We start from the raw sequence: 19749 nt of genomic DNA on the forward strand, positions 1-19749 counted from the left end.
CATCGTTTTGGGCTCTTTGAGCCCTTGCGAACCAACTCATTTAACGTGACAACCCAATAGGACTATTCATGACAATTAGCCAAGATCTTTTTAATCGCGCGCAAGAATCAATCCCAGGCGGTGTTAACTCACCAGTTCGTGCCTTCAATGGCGTTGGCGGTACTCCTTTATTTATCACTAAAGCAGAAGGTCCTTTTACCTTTGATGCTGATGGTAACCGTTTTATCGATTACGTTGGTTCATGGGGACCAATGATCATGGGTCACAACCACCCAGCTATTAAGCAAGCGGTATTAGAAGCCGTAGAAAATGGCTTAAGCTATGGTGCGCCAACCGAAACTGAAATCTTAATGGCCGAAAAAGTAAAAGAGCTAGTACCATCAATCGAAAAAGTACGTATGGTAAGCTCAGGTACTGAGGCAACAATGAGTGCAATTCGCTTAGCACGTGGTTTCACTGGCCGTGATAAAATCTTAAAGTTTGAAGGCTGTTACCACGGTCATGCTGACTCACTACTAGTAAAAGCAGGCTCAGGCGCACTGACGATGGGTGTACCTAACTCGCCGGGTATTCCTGAAGATTTTGCTAAGCACACATTAACTGTGTCGTTTAACAACCTTGATGAAGTAAAAGCAATTTTCGCAAAATACGCTGACGAAATCGCTTGTATCATCGTTGAGCCAGTTGCTGGCAACATGAACTGTATTCCACCTGTACCTGGCTTCTTAGAAGGTTTACGTGAGGTGTGTGATGAATACAAATCTGTACTTATTTTTGATGAAGTAATGACAGGTTTCCGTGTTGCTTTAGGCGGCGCACAAGCTTACTACAACATCAAGCCAGACCTAACGTGTTTAGGTAAAGTGATCGGTGGCGGTATGCCAGTAGGTGCTTTTGGTGGTAAGAAAGAAATCATGGATTACATCGCACCTGTTGGTCCAGTTTATCAAGCGGGTACATTATCAGGTAACCCAATTGCTATGGCTGCCGGCTTAAAATCTTTAGAGCTATTAAGTGCTGAAGGCCTGCACGATGAACTTGAAGCAAAGAGCAAAGCAATTTGTGAAGGCTTTGAAGCCGCAGCTAAAAAAGCAGGCATTGCACTTACAACAAACTACGCAGGTGGTATGTACGGTTTCTTCTTTACTGATAAAGAAAAAGTAACTAGCTACCAACAAGCGACTGAGTGTGATTTAGAGCGCTTCAAAAAGTTCTTCCATTTAATGCTAGAAGAAGGTGTTTACTTAGCTCCTTCGGCGTTTGAAGCAGGCTTTGTGTGCGCTGAGCACTCTGAAAAAGAGATCAACGACACCATTGCAGCAGCAGAGCGCGCATTCGCGAAGCTTTAATAAGCGTTAAGCAAGTTAATAAAAAGCCCCAGCATTTTTCAATGCTGGGGCTTTTTTTATTCTTTGCCAATTCGTTTATTTAAGTATTAATGCGAGTTAGTGTTGTTAATCTCTAACGCAAGTTGGTCTAGGCTCAAACTCACTGGCACGTATAGGTAGCTGCACCACTTTACCGCAACCAGGAGGCGCTTGCAGACCAGTCTCTTCGTTAATAAATGCCCAACGAATAGAAGCAGGGCGAGTGTCTGCTATGGCTTCAGGGTTGAGTGGTTTAAGGTAACGAATGTAAGCTTCTAGTGCGCCAACACTGCCTGTTAAACCTGTACTCTTGTTATCGTCACGACCAATCCATGCAACAGTCACGGTGTTTTGATCAAAACCTGCAAACCAACTATCGCGTAAGTCATTACTGGTGCCTGTTTTACCAGCAAGCTGAATTGATGGGAAGTGGGCATTTAAACGCTTTGCTGTACCATCTTTTGTCACGCGCTTCATTGCGTACTTAGTCATGTAAATTGATGCATCATCAAAACGTTTTTGTGAGCTGACATCATGCTTATAAAGCACCTTACCTACTGAGTCAGTCAGTGCTGAAATAGACGTTAATTCGCGGTACTGACCATCAGCAGCAAGGGTTGTATATAGCTGCGCTACTTCAAAGCTTGAAAGCTCAAGTGCACCTAAAAGTAATGACGGGTATTGATCAATACGCCCTTCTACACCTAAACGCTTTAAGGTATCAGCTACTTTATCAACTCCAACATCAAGGCCAGTGTTAACCGCAGGAATATTAATACTGTTACTAAATGCTTTGTATAGTGGCATAGGGCCGCGGAACTGCTTGTCGAAGTTCTCTGGTTGCCAAACTTTCCCCTGCTCATTAGTCACTTGTAGCGGTGAGTCATCCACCAAGGTGGCAACATTAAACTGACCACTTTCAAATGCCGTTAAATAAACGGCAGGCTTAACGAGTGAGCCTATATTACGTTTGGTATCAAGTACACGGTTAAAACCAAAATAACGTACGTCACGGCCTGCTACCAACGCCGACACCCCACCCTTTTCAACGTTGACAGAGATCATCGCCGCTTCAAGCTCTTGTGTTTTAGGGCGTCTTTCTAGATAAGGTAAACTTGCCTCAACCGACTCTTCCATGGCCGTTTGCTTTTGTAAGTCAAAATAGGTGAATACACGCACCCCGGCATCTAACACTTGCTGATCAGGTAGCAGGCGCTTTAATTCTCGATTAACTAATTCTAAGTAACCCGGATACGACTTTTGCAGACTGTCTTTCATTGGTGCAATATCAATTGGACGCTTTAATGCCGCACGGTATTCACGGGTATCAATCAATTTATTTTCAACCATTAAGCGCAGTACTAGATCACGACGCTCCATTGCACGCTCACTATAACGGCGTGGGTTGTAATATGAAGGACCTTTAACCATAGCCACTAATAGCGCAATTTGGTCGTATTCAAGCTCATCCACAGGCTTTGAAAAATAAAACTCAGCGGCAAGACCCATACCGTGAACGCCTTGATTGTAAGACTGACCTAAATACACTTCATTGAGGTAAGCTTCTAAAATGTCATCTTTGCTGTAGCGGTAATCTAATATCAGAGCGATAAGCGCTTCATTAAACTTACGCACCAGAGAACGCTCACGGGTAAGGTATATATTCTTTGCTAATTGCTGGGTTAAGGTACTGCCCCCTTGCACTGTACGTCCGGCTTTAATATTGCTGTATAAAGCGCGCATAATTGACCACACAGATACGCCATGGTGTTGATAGAAATTACGATCTTCAACCACCAGTAAAGTGTCTTTTAGCATCGGCGGAAATTTATCTAACGGCACAAACTCGCGGTCTTGTTTTGAATCATTACCAATGCGAGCTATTTGAACCGGCTCTAATCGAGCGCTGTTTAAACGACGACCAAATTTATCTTTGATAGTTGCTAATTTCTGCCCTGAAAAACGCAGCTCAACCACTTGTGAATCTTCAAGGCCATCATAAAATTCAAATTCACGGCGGTACACTTTAATACTGTTAGCTGATTTAACATACTGGCCTGTACGGCTTAGCTTATTTACAGATGAATAATTTAAACGGTTTAACTCCCAAATAACCTCTTGCTGAGACAAATATTGCCCAGGATAAAAGCTCATTGCACGAGCATACACTTGTGCAGGTAACTGCCATTTATTGCCTTCAAATTGGCGAGTAATTTTTGCATCTAAATAAATTAGATACAGCACCATGGCAACAATCACAGCAAGTGAAAGCTTCCAAAAAATTGACCAAAGTTTTCTTAATACACTAGCTTTAGCTGGCCCTTGAGGTGCGCGTGAGCGCTTAGCGGTAGTTTTTTTTGATGTCGCCTTCGGTTTACTAGACGATTTTTTTGCAGGAGTTTTTTTATCAGCCATTGAGTTCGCTATTGGTCAGTTAATTTTACAGGATTACGCCTTGAACAGCGCAATATTAACACCTGTAAAATTAACAGTCACTTAAACTCGTTTAGCGTGTACACAACCAGAGTGAGTGGATCACAGCAGGTATAAAGAAGATAAAGCATAGAATAATGTTAATCACTAAGTCTTTACCTGCGCCCGCTTTTAAAAATACCGCAACAGGCGGTAAAAACAGCGAAATAATTATAAGCAAGAGTTTGTTATCCATCGTTTTTCCTTGTTAGAAATGAACATTAAGCATAGTCAAAAAATAGCGATTTCGCCTATCAGAAAAGACTTATTTAAACGCAAAAAAGCCCTACCTAAGTAGAGCTTTGATTTGAACACACAATGATATTGTTATGGGCGTGCTATTTGCACGCACCAAGATTAGTTACTGCGAACTGATACAAACTCAGGGTAAGCATCAATACCACAGTCATGTTGATCCATACCGTTTAGTTCTTCTTCTTCGGTAACACGGATACCCATGGTATTTTTCAGGATTGCCCATACGATTGATGACGCGATGAACACAAATCCTAAGATACATACTAAGCCAATTAATTGATTAACAAAGGTTGCATCAGAGTTTGAAAGTGGTACTAACATGATACCTAATGCACCACACACACCATGTACAGAGATAGCACCTACAGGGTCATCGATTTTCGCTTTATCAAGAGCAACGATGCTAAATACAACCAGTGAACCACCTAATAGACCAAGTAAACAAGCAAGTAATGGCGTTGGAGATGCAGGCTCTGCAGTAATCGTTACTAGACCTGCTAGTGCACCATTAAGAACCATAGTTAAATCAGCTTTACCCCATAACACTTTACATACGAATAGTGCTGCAATTGCGCCACACGCTGCTGCTGCGTTAGTGTTTAAGAAGATTTTACCAACCGCTGTTGCGTTTTCAGCGTCAGAAACAAGTAGCTGTGAACCACCGTTAAAGCCGAACCAACCCATCCAAAGGATTAATGTACCTAGCGTTGCTAACGGTAAGTTAGAACCAGGAATTGGGTAGATTTCACCGTTTTTACCATATTTACCCTTACGAGCACCTAGGAAAAGCACACCAGCTAGCGCTGCCGCAGCACCTGCACCGTGAACGATTGCAGAACCAGCGAAGTCAACAAAGCCCATTTCAGATAAGAAACCTGCGCCCCAAGTCCAGTAACCTTCGATTGGGTAGATGAAACCAGTTAAAACAACAGTGAAAATTAAGAATGCCCATAACTTCATACGCTCAGCAACCGCACCAGATACGATTGACATAGCTGTTGCTACGAACACAACTTGGAAGAAGAAATCAGACTCTAAAGAGTGATCCGCATCAGCAGCTTGAGTACCGATTAATGCGCCAAATGAAGGGATGAAACCACCTTCTGCGTTATCAACATACATGATGTTGTAACCCACTAATAAGAACATAGTGCAGGCAATAGAAAATAGTGCAACGTTTTTAGTTAGGATTTCTGTTGTATTTTTTGCACGAACTAAACCTGCTTCAAGCATAGCGAAACCAGCCGCCATCCACATTACTAAAACACCCGACATTAAAAAGTAAAAAGTGTCGAGTGAGAACTTCAACTCTACGATAGTGTTTTCCATAATTCCCCCTTAAATTGCTTCTTCATCAAGTTCGCCCGTACGGATACGAACGATTTGGTCTAAGTCGTAAACAAAAATTTTGCCGTCACCAATTTTGCCTGTTGAAGCAATTTTTGTGATGGTTTCAACAACGCGTTGACAATTTTCGCTACGAGTTGCAATTTCAAGTTTGATTTTTGGAATAAAATCGACTTGGTATTCAGCTCCACGATATAGCTCAGTATGACCACGTTGACGGCCAAAGCCTTTAACGTCGACAACTGTCATCCCCTCAATGCCTAAATCAGCCAATGCTTCACGTACATCATCAAGTTTGAATGGCTTTATTATTGCACTAATCATTTTCATAGTGGCCCCCTTCGGACGCTTATTGTTATCCTGTTGGCTTATACAATCCAACCTTTGTGCCACTATTTTTTATTACTTATTTTCAATAACTTAAAAATAAAAATTGGTTTTTGCACAAAAAAAATGCACCCTATTGGTGCATTTTTTTAACAATTAACCAGCGCTGGTGCAATTAGCACAACTATAGTTTAACTAAGCAGTTCCGATCTTGCTGTTTGGCTTGATATAAGGCCTTGTCAGCAATGCGCATCGCAGCTGTAAGCGATACTTTTTGGAATTGGGTCATACCAATACTCATGGTTAATGAGTATGGCTCACCGTTAATTGAAAAGGCATGGCTTGCTAACTGCTCTCTGAAGGTATTGAGCCTTGATTCGGCCTTAGCTAAGTCCATATTATGCAGTACCACGGCAAATTCTTCGCCGCCGATTCTCGCGATAGTGAAGTCATCAAACTTAGTCTTTAAAAATGAAGACACTTGTTTTAGCGCCTGATCACCGGCTTCGTGACCAAACTGGTCGTTCACATTTTTAAAGAAGTCGATATCAAGCAAAGCCAATACGTTTTCTTGCTCAACATTTTTAAGCAGTTTTTCTGCGTATTGATAAAAATAACGACGATTATGCAAGCCAGTTAAATGGTCGCGGTATGCGCTTTCTTTTATATCGGCTATTAAAGCAAGCTGCTCCATTGTTTGCATAACACGACAATGAAACTCTTCATTCATAAACGGCTTAGTTAAAAAGTCGTTAGCGCCGTATTTAATAAAACGCGCCGATAAACCATGCTTACCGGCACCTGATAAACCGATAATAGCTAAGTCATCTCGGCCGCGGAAATTACGTACCGCCTTAACGAGCTCAAAACCATCCATTGTTGGCATAGCATAGTCAGTGAGTAGCAGCTTGATTTCAGGATCGTCTTTCAGCATTTGTAGTGCTTGTTCACCATCTTGCGCATCGCGTACATCAAACAACTGCTTTTCGAGCATTTGCTTCATTAAAGTGCGACTTAGTACTGAGTCATCAGCCACCAGCGCTTTGCTACCATCGTTTCTAAGTAATTGTGCAACAAGTTTGATCGCATAATGGTATGAGTCGCGGTTATCTTTAACCACGTAATCAACCACACCAAGCTCTAACATTTGCTGGCGAATGTATTCATCAATCTTTGATGTTAGAACAACGGTCGGGATGTTTTTTGATAAGGTGTATTTAGCTACTTCGCCATTCATCGCATCAGGTAGCGTTAAATCGACTAAAGCTAAAGTGTAATCGTGCTCTGAAATTAAAGAGACGCCCTCTTTTAAAGACCACGCAAAGTCGACAGCCACATCTAAATAGTGAGCAGCGAGGTGACGTAACACTTGCTGTACTACTTTACTGTCTTCAACTACTAATACTCTTTGCATTGCAACTTCTCTTTCTTAAGCACGTGTACACAGATTATAAACACGCTAAATATACGCCATTTTTTAATCTAGCTAAATAATTAAGCAAAATATCTTTGCTAAAAAAATGCACTTTTTTGTAACCAGCTCAGTATTTTCGGTTATTTTTCTGTTTAACAGCTAATATTGGTCACTAGTCTCATTAGTTTGTCATCGAGTTTGCTTTACTTTTTAATAGCTGCAATTCGAATAATAAGGAATCAACATGAAACTAGTTAGTTTTATTGGCTTGTCAGTGACAGCACTAACACTGACCTTCAGTACTCCAAGCTTTGCTGATAACGGACGTCGTATTGACGTTGACAGCAAAGTGGTAACAGAGCACAAAGCCCGCATTAATGGTGAGCGCTTTTCATATACCGCAACCACAGGCACGCAACCAGTTTGGAATGAGCAAGGCGATGCCGTTGCAACGCTACAATATACTTATTATACCCGCGATAAAGTAGACGATAGAACAAAACGTCCTTTAGTCTTTTCGTTTAATGGTGGCCCAGGTTCTGCGTCAGTATGGATGCACCTTGCCTATACTGGACCACGTGTATTAAAAATTGATGACGAAGGTTACCCTGTTCAACCTTATGGCGTAAAAGATAACCCTTACTCAATTTTAGACGTGGCTGATATTGTTTATATCAACCCAGTTAACACCGGTTACTCGCGCGTTCTTGAAAACGAAAAAGGTGAGTTGCCAAGTAAGTCAGATCAACAAAAAATGTTCTTTGGTGTTAACGCTGACATCAAATACTTAGCTGAATGGTTAAATACCTTTGTTTCTCGCAACGAGCGCTGGCGTTCACCTAAGTTCTTAATTGGTGAGAGCTATGGTACGACTCGTGTTTCTGGTCTTGCTCACGAATTACAAAATCGCCAATGGATGTATATCAACGGCGTTATCTTAGTATCACCAACTGAAATTGGTATTAAACGTGAAGGCCCGGTAGAAGCTGCTAACCGCCTACCTTACTTTGCAGCAACCGCTTGGTACCACAAAGCCCTTAGCGCAGACTTACAGGCAAAAGACTTAGACGAATTATTACCTGAAGTTGAACAGTTCACTGTGAACAAGTTCTTACCTGCAATTGCTAAAGGTGGTTTTTTACCTGCTGATGAAAAACGTGCCATCATCAAGCAAGCAGCAAAATACGCAGGTTTATCTGAAAAGTTTGTTGAGCAAAATAACCTTGATATTCCAAATAACTTCTTCTGGAAAGAGCTATTACGCGAGCGCGGCCAAACTGTGGGCCGTTTAGATTCTCGTTACCTAGGAATCGACAAGCGTGATGCAGGTGAGTCACCTGATTACTGGGCTGAGCTTACTTCATGGTTACACTCATTCACGCCAGCGATTAACTATTACCTACGTGAAGAGCTTAATTACAAAACCGATATCAAATATAACCTATTTGGTAATGTTCACCCTTGGGATCGCTCAGGCAACAACACAGGTGAAAACTTACGTTTAGCAATGGCACAAAACCCATACTTAAACGTGATGATTCAATCTGGCTACTACGATGGTGCTACAAACTACTTTGATGCTAAATACACAATGTGGCAGTTAGATCCAAGTGGCAAAATGAAAGATCGCTTAAGCTTTAAAGGCTATCGCAGTGGTCACATGATGTATTTACGTCATGCTGATCTTGAGTCATCAAATAATGACTTACGTGATTTTATCCTTAAATCACTGCCTGCCGAAGGTAAAGCTGCAAAATACTAAACAGCGTATTTGCAAAACCATAACAGAAAAAGCCCGTTTTATACGGGCTTTTGTTTTTACGCTAATCTTTTTGGGTATATACTCAAGTCATTGATTTAAGGATTTGGATAATCAGCAAATGGCAGAAAAATTTCGCGTTATGTTTGCAGGGCTTGAAGCCGGTGTCGACCAAGCACAAGCAACAGAGCAACTAGCTGCAAAACTAAAAACAACAACAGACAAAGTTGCGACCCTGTTTGAGCATAAGCCATTATTTGCACCAAGCGAGCAAGATAAAGCACTAAAACAAGCAAAGTTACTCGCCAGTGTTGGCATTAAAGCCAAGCTCCAACCGATTACCAAAGCAGCCACCAGCAGCCAATCAGACAATACAGCCGCACAGGCCAAAGAGCGTGAAGAACGTATTTTTGATGCCCTCGATTACATCACCAGTAGTCTTATTCGCCTAGAAGAAAAACTGGATGACTTAGAGCAACGTTTACCTGAGCTTGAAAATAACAGCGTTGCTGATAGCGACGATAGCTGGCAAGAAGATGACTTGCTACTTGAAGACGAATTAACAGAGCCTGTTAAAAAACGCTCAAACACCCTACTTTATTCGCTTATTGCAATGGTCATTGTGTTATTGATCATTTTGGGTGTAGTGGAGCTTTTTCCTGAACTTTTCTCCTTTTTAGAAAGTTAACACTAATATTGACATGAGCAACACACGAGCAGAAATCAGACAATCTATTCGAAAAAAGCGCAATTCACTGACTGTTGAACAACAAAAAAATGCAGCAATTGCGCTAAAAGTGAATTTTACTCAACACCTAAAATCGCTAAAAACACCTAAAAATGCCCATATTGGCATTTATTTCAGCAATGATGGCGAATTAGATACTTCTTTGTTAATTAAAGAATTATGGATGCAAGAGCAGCATTTATATCTGCCTATCATCCACCCTTTCAATGGCACAACTTTATACTTTCAGAGGTATGAAGAAAATTCACCCATGACTGCAAACCGCTATGGTATCTTGGAGCCCAAGTTGAATTGCAGTCAAATATGTCCTTTAGACAAGCTTGATATTTTACTTATGCCATTAGTGGCATTTGATGATCAAGGTAACCGTTTAGGAATGGGCGGTGGGTTTTATGACAAAACGTTGGCTCGGTATTACCAAGAAAACTGGCAAAAACCGATTTTGATAGGCCTTGCCCATCAATGTCAGCATGTTTCAGCATTGCCAATTGAATCATGGGATGTACCGTTAAAACACATTATAACCCCAGAGAAAATCTACCAATGGTAAGCAAACTGTTTGTATACTATAGGCCCTCTCTGACAGCTAACTGAGCACATAATTATGACGCAAGATGAATTAAAAAAAGCCGCTGCCTGGGCAGCCCTAGAGTTTGTAAACGAAAATACCATTGTTGGTGTAGGTACAGGCTCTACAGTGAATCACTTTATTGATGCACTTGATACAGTAAAAGACACCATTACTGGTGCGGTTTCAAGCTCTGAGGCTTCAACTGAAAAGTTAAAAGCACTGGGTATTGAAGTATTCGAACTAAACGATGTATCAAGCCTTGATGTGTATGTTGATGGCGCAGACGAAATCAACCCACATAATGAGATGATCAAAGGCGGTGGTGCAGCGCTGACACGCGAGAAAATCGTTTCAGCGGTAGCAAAACAATTTGTTTGTATTGTTGATGAATCTAAAGAAGTTACAACATTAGGCGCATTTCCACTGCCGGTTGAAGTGATCCCAATGGCACGCAGCTATGTAGCGCGTGAACTAGTAAAACTAGGCGGTGACCCTGTTTACCGTGAAGGAGTTGTAACAGATAACGGTAACGTTATTTTAGACGTGCACAATTTAGACATCAGCAACGCCAAAGAATTAGAACTAACAATCAACCAGATTGTTGGTGTAGTAACAAACGGCTTATTTGCCCATCGCGGCGCAGATAAAGTCATTATCGGCACCAAAAATGGGCCGCAAATAAAGTAAATAGGAATGAGGATATGAGTAAGGTATCGTTAGCAAAAGACAAAATTAAAATTCTCTTGCTGGAAGGCGTGCACCAAAGTGCTGTAGAAACGCTTAAGCGTAATGGCTACAGTAATATTGATTACGTAAAAACATCCTTACCTGAAGACGAGCTCATTGAGCGCATTAAAGATGTGCACTTTGTAGGCCTTCGTTCTCGCACTCATATTAATGAAGCGGTATTAGAAGCAGCTGAAAAGCTAGTCGCAATCGGCTGCTTCTGTATCGGTACTAACCAAGTCGACCTGCAAGGTGCTCGTGAGCGTGGTATTGCTGTATTTAACGCGCCATTCTCAAACACACGCTCTGTAGCAGAATTAGTACTTGGTGAAATCTTATTATTACTTCGTGGTATTCCAGAGCGTAATGCCCTAGCACACCGCGGTGGTTGGTTAAAATCAGCCAACGGTTCATTTGAAGCACGTGGTAAAACGTTAGGTATTATTGGTTACGGCCATATTGGTACACAGCTAGGTATCATGGCTGAAAATATCGGTATGAACGTTGAGTTTTACGATATCGAAGACAAGCTAACACTAGGTAATGCAACGCAAGTTCATAACCTAACTCAGTTACTACAACGTGCTGACGTTATTAGCTTACACGTACCAGAAACACCGCAAACGAAGAACCTAATTGGTATGGCTGAGCTTGAAGTAATGAAGCAAGGCGCGATCTTGATCAATGCTTCTCGCGGCACTGTTGTTGATATCGATGCATTAGCAGAATCACTGCGTGATAAAAAGCTGAGCGGCGCTGCAATCGACGTGTTCCCTGTAGAACCAAAATCAAATGATGAAGAGTTCGTATCACCGCTGCGCGAGTTCGATAACGTAATTCTGACTCCGCATATTGGTGGTTCAACACAAGAAGCACAAGAAAATATCGGTATTGAAGTAGCAGGAAAACTTGCTAAGTACTCAGATAATGGTTCAACCATTACGGCGGTTAACTTCCCTGAAGTATCACTGCCTGAGCTTGCAAACCGCAGCCGCTTATTACACGTGCACCACAACCGCCCTGGTGTTCTAACGCAAATTAACCAAGCATTTGCACAGCACGGCATTAATATCGCAGCCCAGTACTTACAAACTGACGAATCAATTGGCTACGTAGTAATTGATGTAGATACAGACCAATCAGAAGTCGCTCTTAAAGAGCTAAGTGCTGTTGAAGGTACAATCAGAGCACGTATCCTTCACTAATCGTTGGCATATCGAATAGATAAAAAGCGCAACCAGTTAAACTGCTTGCGCTTTTTTGTAGGATAAAACTTTAAGGTAGGTTGGTTTGAGCGCAGCGAAACCCAACACGGGAACCCAGCTTTAAACCGTAAATTTCAAGCTCTAAGCCATAAATAGCTTACCGTAGACGTGACGTTTATTTCGCGCGATAGATTATTTCTTATAAATAACACACAAGAAATTTCAGATGAACAGCCAAAGTAGCAGCAAGCTTGTGATTATTCTCATTACGCTACTGCAAAACTAATAGGGTGTACCTTGGTTAGGTTAACATTTTGTTTAGCTTGCCAAAGATTGTAATTATCTTGCATCGATAGCCAACTTTCAGGGCTTCTACCCAAAGCCTTAGATAATCTTAATGCCATTTCAGGAGTAATAGAGCTCTGCCCCTTAAGGACTCTGTTAAGAGTTGAAGGTGAGACATCCAATTGTTTCGCAACAAATCTACAGCTGTAACCGAAAGGCTCCATATATACATCGGAAATAAATTCACCCGGATGCGGTGGATTATGCATAGTCATTAGTGATAATCCTCGTAGTTTAATATGTAGGCGTTACCATCTTTGAATTCAAATGTTACTCGCCAATTACCATTTACAGTTATTGACCAAACACCATCACGATTGCCTTTTAATGGATGCAACTTAAACCCAGGTAAATCGATATCTTCAATAATCGAAGCGGTATCTATAGCGGCTAGTTGCATTCTCAAACGACGCTCGTGTTTGGCTTGAATCCCTGCTTTGCTTCCAGTCTCGAAGAACTTTTTCAAGCCTTTATGTTTGAATGTCTTGATCATTGCCAAAGTGTAGCGCGTTGCGCAACAGGTGTCCACTTAAAATGTAACCCCCTTACTTAGGGGGAATAGCCCGTGGGTTAAAATTTGAAGCAAAGCAAAAACCAACACGTTAATTAAAAGCATTAAGCCTAAATTTTAAACGCTAAGTCAGATACGGCTCACCGTAGGCGTAAAATTGATTTCGCGTTAACACATAAGAAACTACATCTCATTCCATAAACTTTCATTCAAAATTTAGATGTTAAATCAGATTAAAATCCGTATTTTCCATCTTATAAAACCAGCATTTGATTCTCAATATATTCGAGCACACCTTGTCAATAACTAAAACCATAAAGATTAACAAGATTTAAAAAATTAAAACCTGAGATTACAAAAAGTCATTTCTCAAGTTAATTTCCTCTTTACTCCCATCAACTTTAAATTTATAAATAATAAAAGGAATTAAATCATCAATGGAACCTGAGATTGTTATTCTTTTATACATTGTTTTCTCTATCAATAATAATTCCTTATGGGCTAGCATTAAAAGTCGCAATAAAATATGCGAAATTGAAAAGGTTCAGGAAAGGCCTAATGGTATTATCCCTACATCTACTCTGGTCTAGTTGGTGTATGGTAGTCATTGGAGGCCATGGCGCTTTAATCTTTCCTTCTCCAACTTTTATCGCATTGCTTTTAACTCATATAGAAAATGGGATTGAAATTGCACCAAACATATGGTTTAACACAGCTATACCTATCGCAATATATTTAGTAACCTTTGCTATCCTTGTTGAAGTAGACAACGGAGAAATCCCACCAAGTTAATAAAAAATAAATTAAAGTATAAAAATAGTAACTCTATAGGATTTATAATTTAAGCTCTAAGTCAAAATAGCTCACCGTAGGCGTAAAATTCATTTCGCGCGAATTTACATTCCCAACCTCCTTTAAATTATTTAACAGGTTCAGGTTATTTATGTTAATTCTCAGATATCGACATAATGCATCACTATGCTCAAATCAGCCTCGGCTTGAATATTAAGTTTATAATTTCCCATCCTTACTCGCTTCTTCCTTTAAACTAGCTAACATTTGACTTGATGATTTATCTGAGAGCCCTCCTTTCTCTCCTTCTCACAACCACACTTCCCTGTGTAAATCACGCCGATGGGTCAGTAAATTTTACTCATCGGTTTGCGGTGCCTCAGCGTCTTTATCTTGCTGTTTTTCGCTTATCATGGCATTTAATTTCTCGCCGCCTTTGATACCAAAATCTAACGTGCGGATTGGGAATGGGATGGTCATATCAGCTTCGCTTAGGGCGTTTCTAACTGCCACAACAGCCTTGTGGCGAACGGTCATAAAGTCCGCTTCGCCGGGGTATTTAATCCAAAACCAAACCAGTAAGTTAACGCTGCTATCACCAAAGCTTTCGGCGTAAACGGCGGTTTCTTCTTGTTTAATCACAAAATCAAACTCATTGATTTTTTTAACAATCACCTCAGCGGCTTGCTCTGGATCGTCAGCATACGAAATTCCCACTGGCACTTCGATACGACGCACACCTAAGGTACTGTAGTTACTGAGTATATTTCTAAATAGAATCTTGTTAGGCACTAATATAAGTTGCCCATAAAAGTTCTCAATGAGGGTATTTCTAAGGTTAATCGCCCGTACAGTACCAAACACGCTCTCGGTGCGAATTACATCACCTGTTTTAAATGGTTTGCGAATACCCATAGCAATACCCGCTATAAGGTTCTCTGTCATGTCCTGAAAGGCAAAACCAATAGCAAGACCGACGATACCAGCACCAGCAAGTAATGAGGTGACCGTGCCTCTGAGGCCCAAGAAATCAAGGGCTACAAATAAGCCTACACATAATACGATGACTTTTACTATCGATGACATTAAGTCTGCTATTTGCGAAGACTCTAACGAACGACGTAATAGCTTTCTAAGCATTGAACCAACGATACGTGCCAGCAGTGAAAACACGATAGTAATGATTACTGCAACTATAAAGTTAGGGATATGGCTTATGATGATATCAACCCAGCCACCGAGCTTTTCTTCTATAAGTTTTTCGGCTTCACCGACGGTTGGTATTTTTAACATGCGACTACCTGATACATTAAGAAACATAAAAGGTGTTTTGCAAAATAAGCGCCAGTTTCATACAAGCACAAAAAAGCCGTGCTTAGCACGGCTGTTCTAAATCATTTTACTAAAAATTTAGTTCTGCTCTTCTCGTAAGAAAACAGGCTCTAATTCTTTTGCTGTTGCATCGCTGCTAAAGTAATAACCAGCAACAGTAAAATCTTTTAAATCACTTAATTGGGTGATTTTATTTTCAATGATGTAACGCGCCATCATGCCGCGAGCTTTTTTCGCATAAAAGCTGATCACTTTATATTGGCCGTTTTTACAGTCTTTAAAATGTGGGGTGATGATTTGTGCATTTAATGCTTTTTTATCAACCGCTTTAAAATACTCATTCGAAGCAAGGTTTACCAAGTATTTGCTATCTTGCTCAGCAAGCACTGTATTAAGCTTTTCGGCGATAACACTGCCCCAAAACTCATATAAGTTTTTACCACGTGGGTTTTCTAACTTAGTGCCCATTTCAAGGCGGTAAGCTTGCATTAAATCTAATGGTTTAAGCACACCATAAAGACCAGACAAAATACGTAAGTGCGACTGTGCGTAATCAAGATCAGCATCGCTTAGAGTTTGCGCATCTAAGCCACCGTATACATCACCATTAAAGGCTAGCACGGCTTGTTTTGCGTTATCTTGAGTAAATGGCTGTGACCACTCGGCGAAGCGTGCCGCATTCAAACCAGCTAGTTTATCGCTGATTTTCATTAGGCTACCAATTTGCGCTGGTGTTAAATCACGGCAAACTGACATTAACTCTTCGCTGTGCTCGAGTAATTCAGGTTGAGTGAATTTATCGGTCGTGGCTGGTGTTTCGTAATCTAAATTTTTTGCAGGTGAAATAACAGTGATCATACTTAGCTATTGACTTGTAATTTGTTTGATGTCAATTTCAACATTAATTGAATCAAAATGCACGTTTTGTTTCGTCCTGCCTTTATCCGCTGTTCTTTTCATACATAATGTTCTAGTTTTCTGTATTAAGGACATTTGACCTATTAAACACTGTCATAGTGTTGCAGCATAAAGGCCGCTATAATGGATTTTCTTTTAACTTGCTTGGAATGAGGAAAGCAAATGACTTCAGCACTACAAAGGCTTAAACAGCATTCATCTATTGTTGCAGATACAGGTGATATCGAAGCTATCAAAAAGCACCAACCAGAAGATGCAACAACAAACCCATCTCTACTTTTAAAAGCCAGTGAAATTGAAGCGTATAAGCCTTATTTAGATAAAGCGTGGCAATATGCCAAAGAAACCGAGCAAGATGCAGCTAAACAACTTGAGTTAGCATGTGATTACTTTGCTGTATTAATTGGTAAAGAAATTAGCGAAATCGTACCGGGCTATATCTCTACAGAGGTAGACGCACGTTTATCATTTGATACCCAAGCGACTATCGACAAAGCCCACACTTTACTGAGCCTTTACGAAAAAGAAGGTGTTAGCAAAGATAAAATCCTAATCAAAGTTGCATCAACTTGGGAAGGTATCAAAGCCGCTGAGCAGCTTGAAAAAGAAGGCACTAAGTGTAACTTAACGCTGTTATTCTCTGAAGCACAAGCACGCGCATGTGCCGATGCAAATGTATTTTTAATTTCACCATTCGTTGGCCGTATCTTAGACTGGCACGTTGCTAACGGTATGGAAAAACCAACTGATCCGCTAAACGATCCAGGTGTGCAATCTGTACGTAGCATTTACGAATTCTACAAACGCCACGACTACAAAACAGTTGTTATGGGCGCAAGCTTCCGTAACACAGGCGAGATCATCGCACTTACTGGCTGTGATAAGTTAACGATTAGCCCAGGTCTTTTAGAAGAGTTAGGCCAATTAACGGATGCACAAGAGTACCTACTAGAGAGCGACTTTACTGTTGAAGAAAAACCAGCACCACTAACTGAAAGTCAGTTCCGTTGGTTACATAACCAAGATGCTATGGCGACAGAAAAACTTGCTGAGGGTATTCGCTCTTTTGCACAAGCACAGCTTGAATTAGAAGCACGCTTTAAAGCAATGTAATTCAAATTACAGCATTTTTTAAACGCCACCGCTAGGTGGCGTTTTTGTTTCTAAAATAACTAAACCTTTGATCTATTCATCTATCAATCACACTTCTGTAACAGTATTGTCACTTTTTTATTCTATTTTTGAGCAGCCTGTGGTATAGGTATTTCCGAGGTTCAAAAAATCAATAGGAGAAGTTCATGGATAGCCTAGACGATATTTTAGAAATATTAGAAGGTCCTAGTAAAACAAAAAAGACCTCTACAAAAAATAAAAAGAGAAAATGGCGCGAAATCGAAGCTTTGAAAGACAAGCATAGACTTCGCAAAGAACTACAGGAGTTAGACTATTTCACAGACAGCATTGAGCTTGATGAATTAGACTTTTAATTAAAGGCCCGCAAGGGCCTTTTGCATTTGTGCTATAGAATTTGTGGCAACGACCAATTTACTGGCGCTTTATTTTGATCAGTAAGAAGCTGGTTTGTCTTTGAAAAATGCTGACAACCAAAAAAGCCACGATGTGCAGAAAGCGGTGATGGATGCGGGCCTTGGATCACATGATGACGCGAGGTATCAATGTGTTTGCCTTTTTTCTGAGCATGTGCGCCCCATAACACAAACACCACACCATCACAGTGCTGATTAATAAGCGCAATTACTGCATCGGTAAATTGCTCCCAACCAAGGTGCTTATGAGAATGAGCTTGCCCTTGCTCAACCGTTAATACCGTGTTGAGTAAGAACACGCCTTGCTCAGCCCAGCTTTGCAAATAGCCATGGTGAGGAATCTCAAAACCTTCTATATCAGTAGCCAACTCTTTGTACATATTCTTCAAAGACGGTGGTAATTTTTTAACTTCTGGTAATACCGAAAAGCATAAACCATGGGCTTGCCCTTCTCCGTGGTAAGGATCTTGCCCTAAAATAACCACCTTAACTTCATTTAAAGGTGTAGCATCAAAAGCTGAGAATACCTGTTCGTCTTTCGGATAAACGGTAACGCCTGCTGCGCGTCTATCGGCCACATATTGTAAGGTTTCTTGCATGTAGGGCTTAGCAAGTTCGGTATCTAGAAATGTTTGCCAATCGTTCATTTTGAAGCCTGTATTTGCTGACGAGAAACGTCTATTTTACCACACATGTCGGTCAAACCATCAAGCATACGGGTTGTAAAACGGTGCAATAAGTCTGCGTTTACACTAATAAACTGGTTATGTTGCACCGCTGGCAATTCAGGCCATTGTCGCCAATCAATTTTAGGCTGAGGCTTTTTCGATTTTTCATCTGGAATAATCACTACCTCTGGATTGGCAACCAATACATTTTCAATACTAATGCGCGGGTAGTCGGTATCGCTATTAGCAAACACATTATCCGCATGACAAATAGTTAATAGCTGATTGATCCAAGTGTTTCCACCAACTGTCATCATTGGCTCAGGCCATAATTGATAAAACACCGACACTTTCGGTTTGCCTTCTTGCGCTGTACGAATAGCGTTGAGTTTAGCTTCAAACTGTTTGGCTACTTTATTTGCCTTGGTTTGCAAATGCGTAAGCGTGCCTAGTTTACGTAGTTCATCAGCCACATTATCAACTTGATTTGGGTTACTGTACGCTACCGGAATACCTAATTTTTCAATGTAAGCGAGATCTTCGGCTTTGTTACCCGTTTTCCAAGCCAGAACTAGGTCTGGTTTTAAAGACAACAGTTTTTCCATGTTAATGCCGTAATAGCCACCTACTCGTTCGATATCATTCGCTTGCTGAGGAAAGTCTGCATAGTCAACGGTACCGACAATGCGCTCTCCTGCTCCAATCGCAAATAGGTTTTCAACAATGTGCGGTGCTAAGGCAACGATACGCTGCGGCTCTTTAATTTCATGAGCGTGAGCCAATGCAGGTAAATAAAATAAAACCCCTAAAAGTGCAAACTTGATGGTTCTCATGTTAAAAATCGAACCCTTTTTGCGCTTTTATTCCTGCATCAAAAGCGTGTTTTACGTTTCTGACTTCACTGACTGTATCAGCTAAGTCGGTCAGTTTACGGTGCGCACCACGACCTGTAATTATCACCGATTGCATGGCTGGGCGAGAGCTAATGGCTTCTAGCACTTCGTCTAAATCAATATAGCCGTAGGTGATCATATAGGTTATTTCATCTAGCATAACGAGGTTAATCGACTCATCCTTCAGCATTCTTTTCGCTTCTTGCCATGTCACTTGCGCAGCAGCTGTATCTGACTCTTTATTTTGTGTTTCCCAAGTAAAACCGGTGTTCATAATAACAAATTCAACCCCTGCTTTTTCCAGTAGGTTGCGTTCACCGCACTCCCATGTGCCTTTAATAAACTGACACACAGCTGCTTTCATTCCGTGACCTACCGCACGTGCAACAGTACCAAAACCAGAAGTCGATTTACCCTTACCGTTGCCAGTTATAACCTGAAAAATACCCTGCTCTTTTTGTGCAGCAGCAATCCGTTCGTCGACTTTTTGTTTTACTTTTTGTTGGCGTTGTTGGTGCTTATCTTGATTCTGTTCGCTCATTGTTGTTC

Annotated in this window: 20 protein-coding genes; 8 read left to right on the forward strand and 12 right to left on the reverse strand. The window is 40.9% G+C overall.

What is annotated here, in order from left to right:
- Positions 1 to 68: 68 nt before the first annotated feature.
- Positions 69 to 1349, forward strand: coding sequence for a glutamate-1-semialdehyde 2,1-aminomutase (hemL, locus tag WA256_RS04800; RefSeq protein WP_063527351.1), 1281 nt, complete (start codon positions 69 to 71; stop codon positions 1347 to 1349).
- A gap of 105 nt (positions 1350 to 1454) precedes the next feature.
- On the opposite strand, the gene mrcB is transcribed toward hemL, so the two are convergent.
- From mrcB to WA256_RS04825, 5 genes are all read right to left on the reverse strand, one after another.
- A complete protein-coding gene (gene mrcB, locus WA256_RS04805) occupies positions 1455 to 3782 on the reverse strand; it encodes a penicillin-binding protein 1B (RefSeq protein ID WP_063527352.1) in 2328 nt (775 codons plus the stop codon).
- A 91-nt stretch (positions 3783 to 3873) separates the two neighbouring features.
- Entirely contained in the window at positions 3874 to 4035 is a 162-nt protein-coding gene (locus WA256_RS04810; protein WP_082401591.1) for a YqaE/Pmp3 family membrane protein, read from the reverse strand.
- A gap of 161 nt (positions 4036 to 4196) precedes the next feature.
- The gene (locus WA256_RS04815) at positions 4197 to 5426 is read right to left on the reverse strand and encodes an ammonium transporter (protein WP_054562321.1); all 1230 of its coding nucleotides are present in this window, start codon (positions 5424 to 5426) and stop codon (positions 4197 to 4199) included.
- Between the two features lie 9 nt (positions 5427 to 5435).
- Positions 5436 to 5774, reverse strand: a complete 339-nt coding sequence (locus tag WA256_RS04820) for a P-II family nitrogen regulator (RefSeq protein WP_054554260.1) — start codon at positions 5772 to 5774, stop codon at positions 5436 to 5438.
- A 181-nt stretch (positions 5775 to 5955) separates the two neighbouring features.
- The gene (locus WA256_RS04825; RefSeq protein ID WP_062566702.1) at positions 5956 to 7185 is read right to left on the reverse strand and encodes a diguanylate cyclase; all 1230 of its coding nucleotides are present in this window, start codon (positions 7183 to 7185) and stop codon (positions 5956 to 5958) included.
- Between the two features lie 244 nt (positions 7186 to 7429).
- Here WA256_RS04825 and WA256_RS04830 point away from each other — a divergent pair, with 244 nt between their 5' ends.
- The 5 genes from WA256_RS04830 (at position 7430) to serA (ending at position 12194) form a co-directional block, all read left to right on the forward strand.
- Positions 7430 to 8947 carry a S10 family peptidase gene (locus tag WA256_RS04830; protein ID WP_054562323.1) on the forward strand — a complete coding sequence of 506 codons (1518 nt, stop codon included), beginning with the start codon at positions 7430 to 7432 and terminating at the stop codon, positions 8945 to 8947.
- A gap of 118 nt (positions 8948 to 9065) precedes the next feature.
- On the forward strand, positions 9066 to 9632 hold the full coding sequence (locus tag WA256_RS04835) for a hypothetical protein (protein ID WP_130166865.1): 567 nt from the start codon (positions 9066 to 9068) through the stop codon (positions 9630 to 9632).
- Between the two features lie 13 nt (positions 9633 to 9645).
- Entirely contained in the window at positions 9646 to 10242 is a 597-nt protein-coding gene (locus WA256_RS04840) for a 5-formyltetrahydrofolate cyclo-ligase (protein ID WP_054562325.1), read from the forward strand.
- Positions 10243 to 10296: 54 nt separating this feature from the next.
- Complete coding sequence (gene rpiA, locus WA256_RS04845; RefSeq protein ID WP_054554255.1) at positions 10297 to 10950, forward strand: ribose-5-phosphate isomerase RpiA; 654 nt, start codon at positions 10297 to 10299, stop codon at positions 10948 to 10950.
- Between the two features lie 14 nt (positions 10951 to 10964).
- Entirely contained in the window at positions 10965 to 12194 is a 1230-nt protein-coding gene (serA, locus tag WA256_RS04850) for a phosphoglycerate dehydrogenase (RefSeq protein ID WP_054554254.1), read from the forward strand.
- Between the two features lie 266 nt (positions 12195 to 12460).
- On the opposite strand, the gene WA256_RS04855 is transcribed toward serA, so the two are convergent.
- The 4 genes from WA256_RS04855 to yaaA form a co-directional block, all read right to left on the reverse strand.
- Positions 12461 to 12754, reverse strand: a complete 294-nt coding sequence (locus tag WA256_RS04855) for a HigA family addiction module antitoxin (protein ID WP_054554253.1) — start codon at positions 12752 to 12754, stop codon at positions 12461 to 12463.
- The gene (locus WA256_RS04860; protein ID WP_054554252.1) at positions 12754 to 13032 is read right to left on the reverse strand and encodes a type II toxin-antitoxin system RelE/ParE family toxin; all 279 of its coding nucleotides are present in this window, start codon (positions 13030 to 13032) and stop codon (positions 12754 to 12756) included. The genes WA256_RS04855 and WA256_RS04860 overlap by 1 nt, the downstream gene beginning before the upstream one ends.
- Before the next feature lie 1167 nt (positions 13033 to 14199).
- A complete protein-coding gene (locus WA256_RS04865; RefSeq protein WP_287205817.1) occupies positions 14200 to 15135 on the reverse strand; it encodes a mechanosensitive ion channel family protein in 936 nt (311 codons plus the stop codon).
- A 117-nt stretch (positions 15136 to 15252) separates the two neighbouring features.
- Entirely contained in the window at positions 15253 to 16032 is a 780-nt protein-coding gene (gene yaaA, locus WA256_RS04870) for a peroxide stress protein YaaA (protein WP_062566697.1), read from the reverse strand.
- A gap of 222 nt (positions 16033 to 16254) precedes the next feature.
- Between yaaA and tal the strand changes: the two genes are divergently transcribed.
- Positions 16255 to 17205 carry a transaldolase gene (gene tal / locus WA256_RS04875; protein WP_054562329.1) on the forward strand — a complete coding sequence of 317 codons (951 nt, stop codon included), beginning with the start codon at positions 16255 to 16257 and terminating at the stop codon, positions 17203 to 17205.
- 185 nt (positions 17206 to 17390) lie between these two features.
- Entirely contained in the window at positions 17391 to 17579 is a 189-nt protein-coding gene (locus tag WA256_RS04880) for a DUF3545 family protein (RefSeq protein WP_054562330.1), read from the forward strand.
- Between the two features lie 32 nt (positions 17580 to 17611).
- Here WA256_RS04880 and ung read toward each other — a convergent pair whose 3' ends face one another.
- From ung to cobO, 3 genes are read right to left on the reverse strand one after another with little or no spacing between them, the layout of a single operon-like run.
- Positions 17612 to 18286 (reverse strand): uracil-DNA glycosylase, encoded by a 675-nt coding sequence (ung, locus tag WA256_RS04885; protein ID WP_269408698.1) that lies wholly within the window; start codon positions 18284 to 18286, stop codon positions 17612 to 17614.
- Entirely contained in the window at positions 18283 to 19140 is an 858-nt protein-coding gene (locus WA256_RS04890; protein WP_442961415.1) for a cobalamin-binding protein, read from the reverse strand. Before WA256_RS04890 ends, ung begins: the two co-directional genes overlap by 4 nt.
- Before the next feature lies 1 nt (position 19141).
- Positions 19142 to 19741: a cob(I)yrinic acid a,c-diamide adenosyltransferase gene (gene cobO, locus WA256_RS04895; protein ID WP_062566694.1), complete on the reverse strand. Its 600-nt coding sequence runs from the start codon at positions 19739 to 19741 to the stop codon at positions 19142 to 19144.
- Positions 19742 to 19749: the final 8 nt, after the last annotated feature.

The organism is Pseudoalteromonas sp. CH_XMU1449-3 (assembly GCF_037027245.1).
Taxonomy (GTDB): Bacteria; Pseudomonadota; Gammaproteobacteria; order Enterobacterales; family Alteromonadaceae; genus Pseudoalteromonas; species Pseudoalteromonas shioyasakiensis.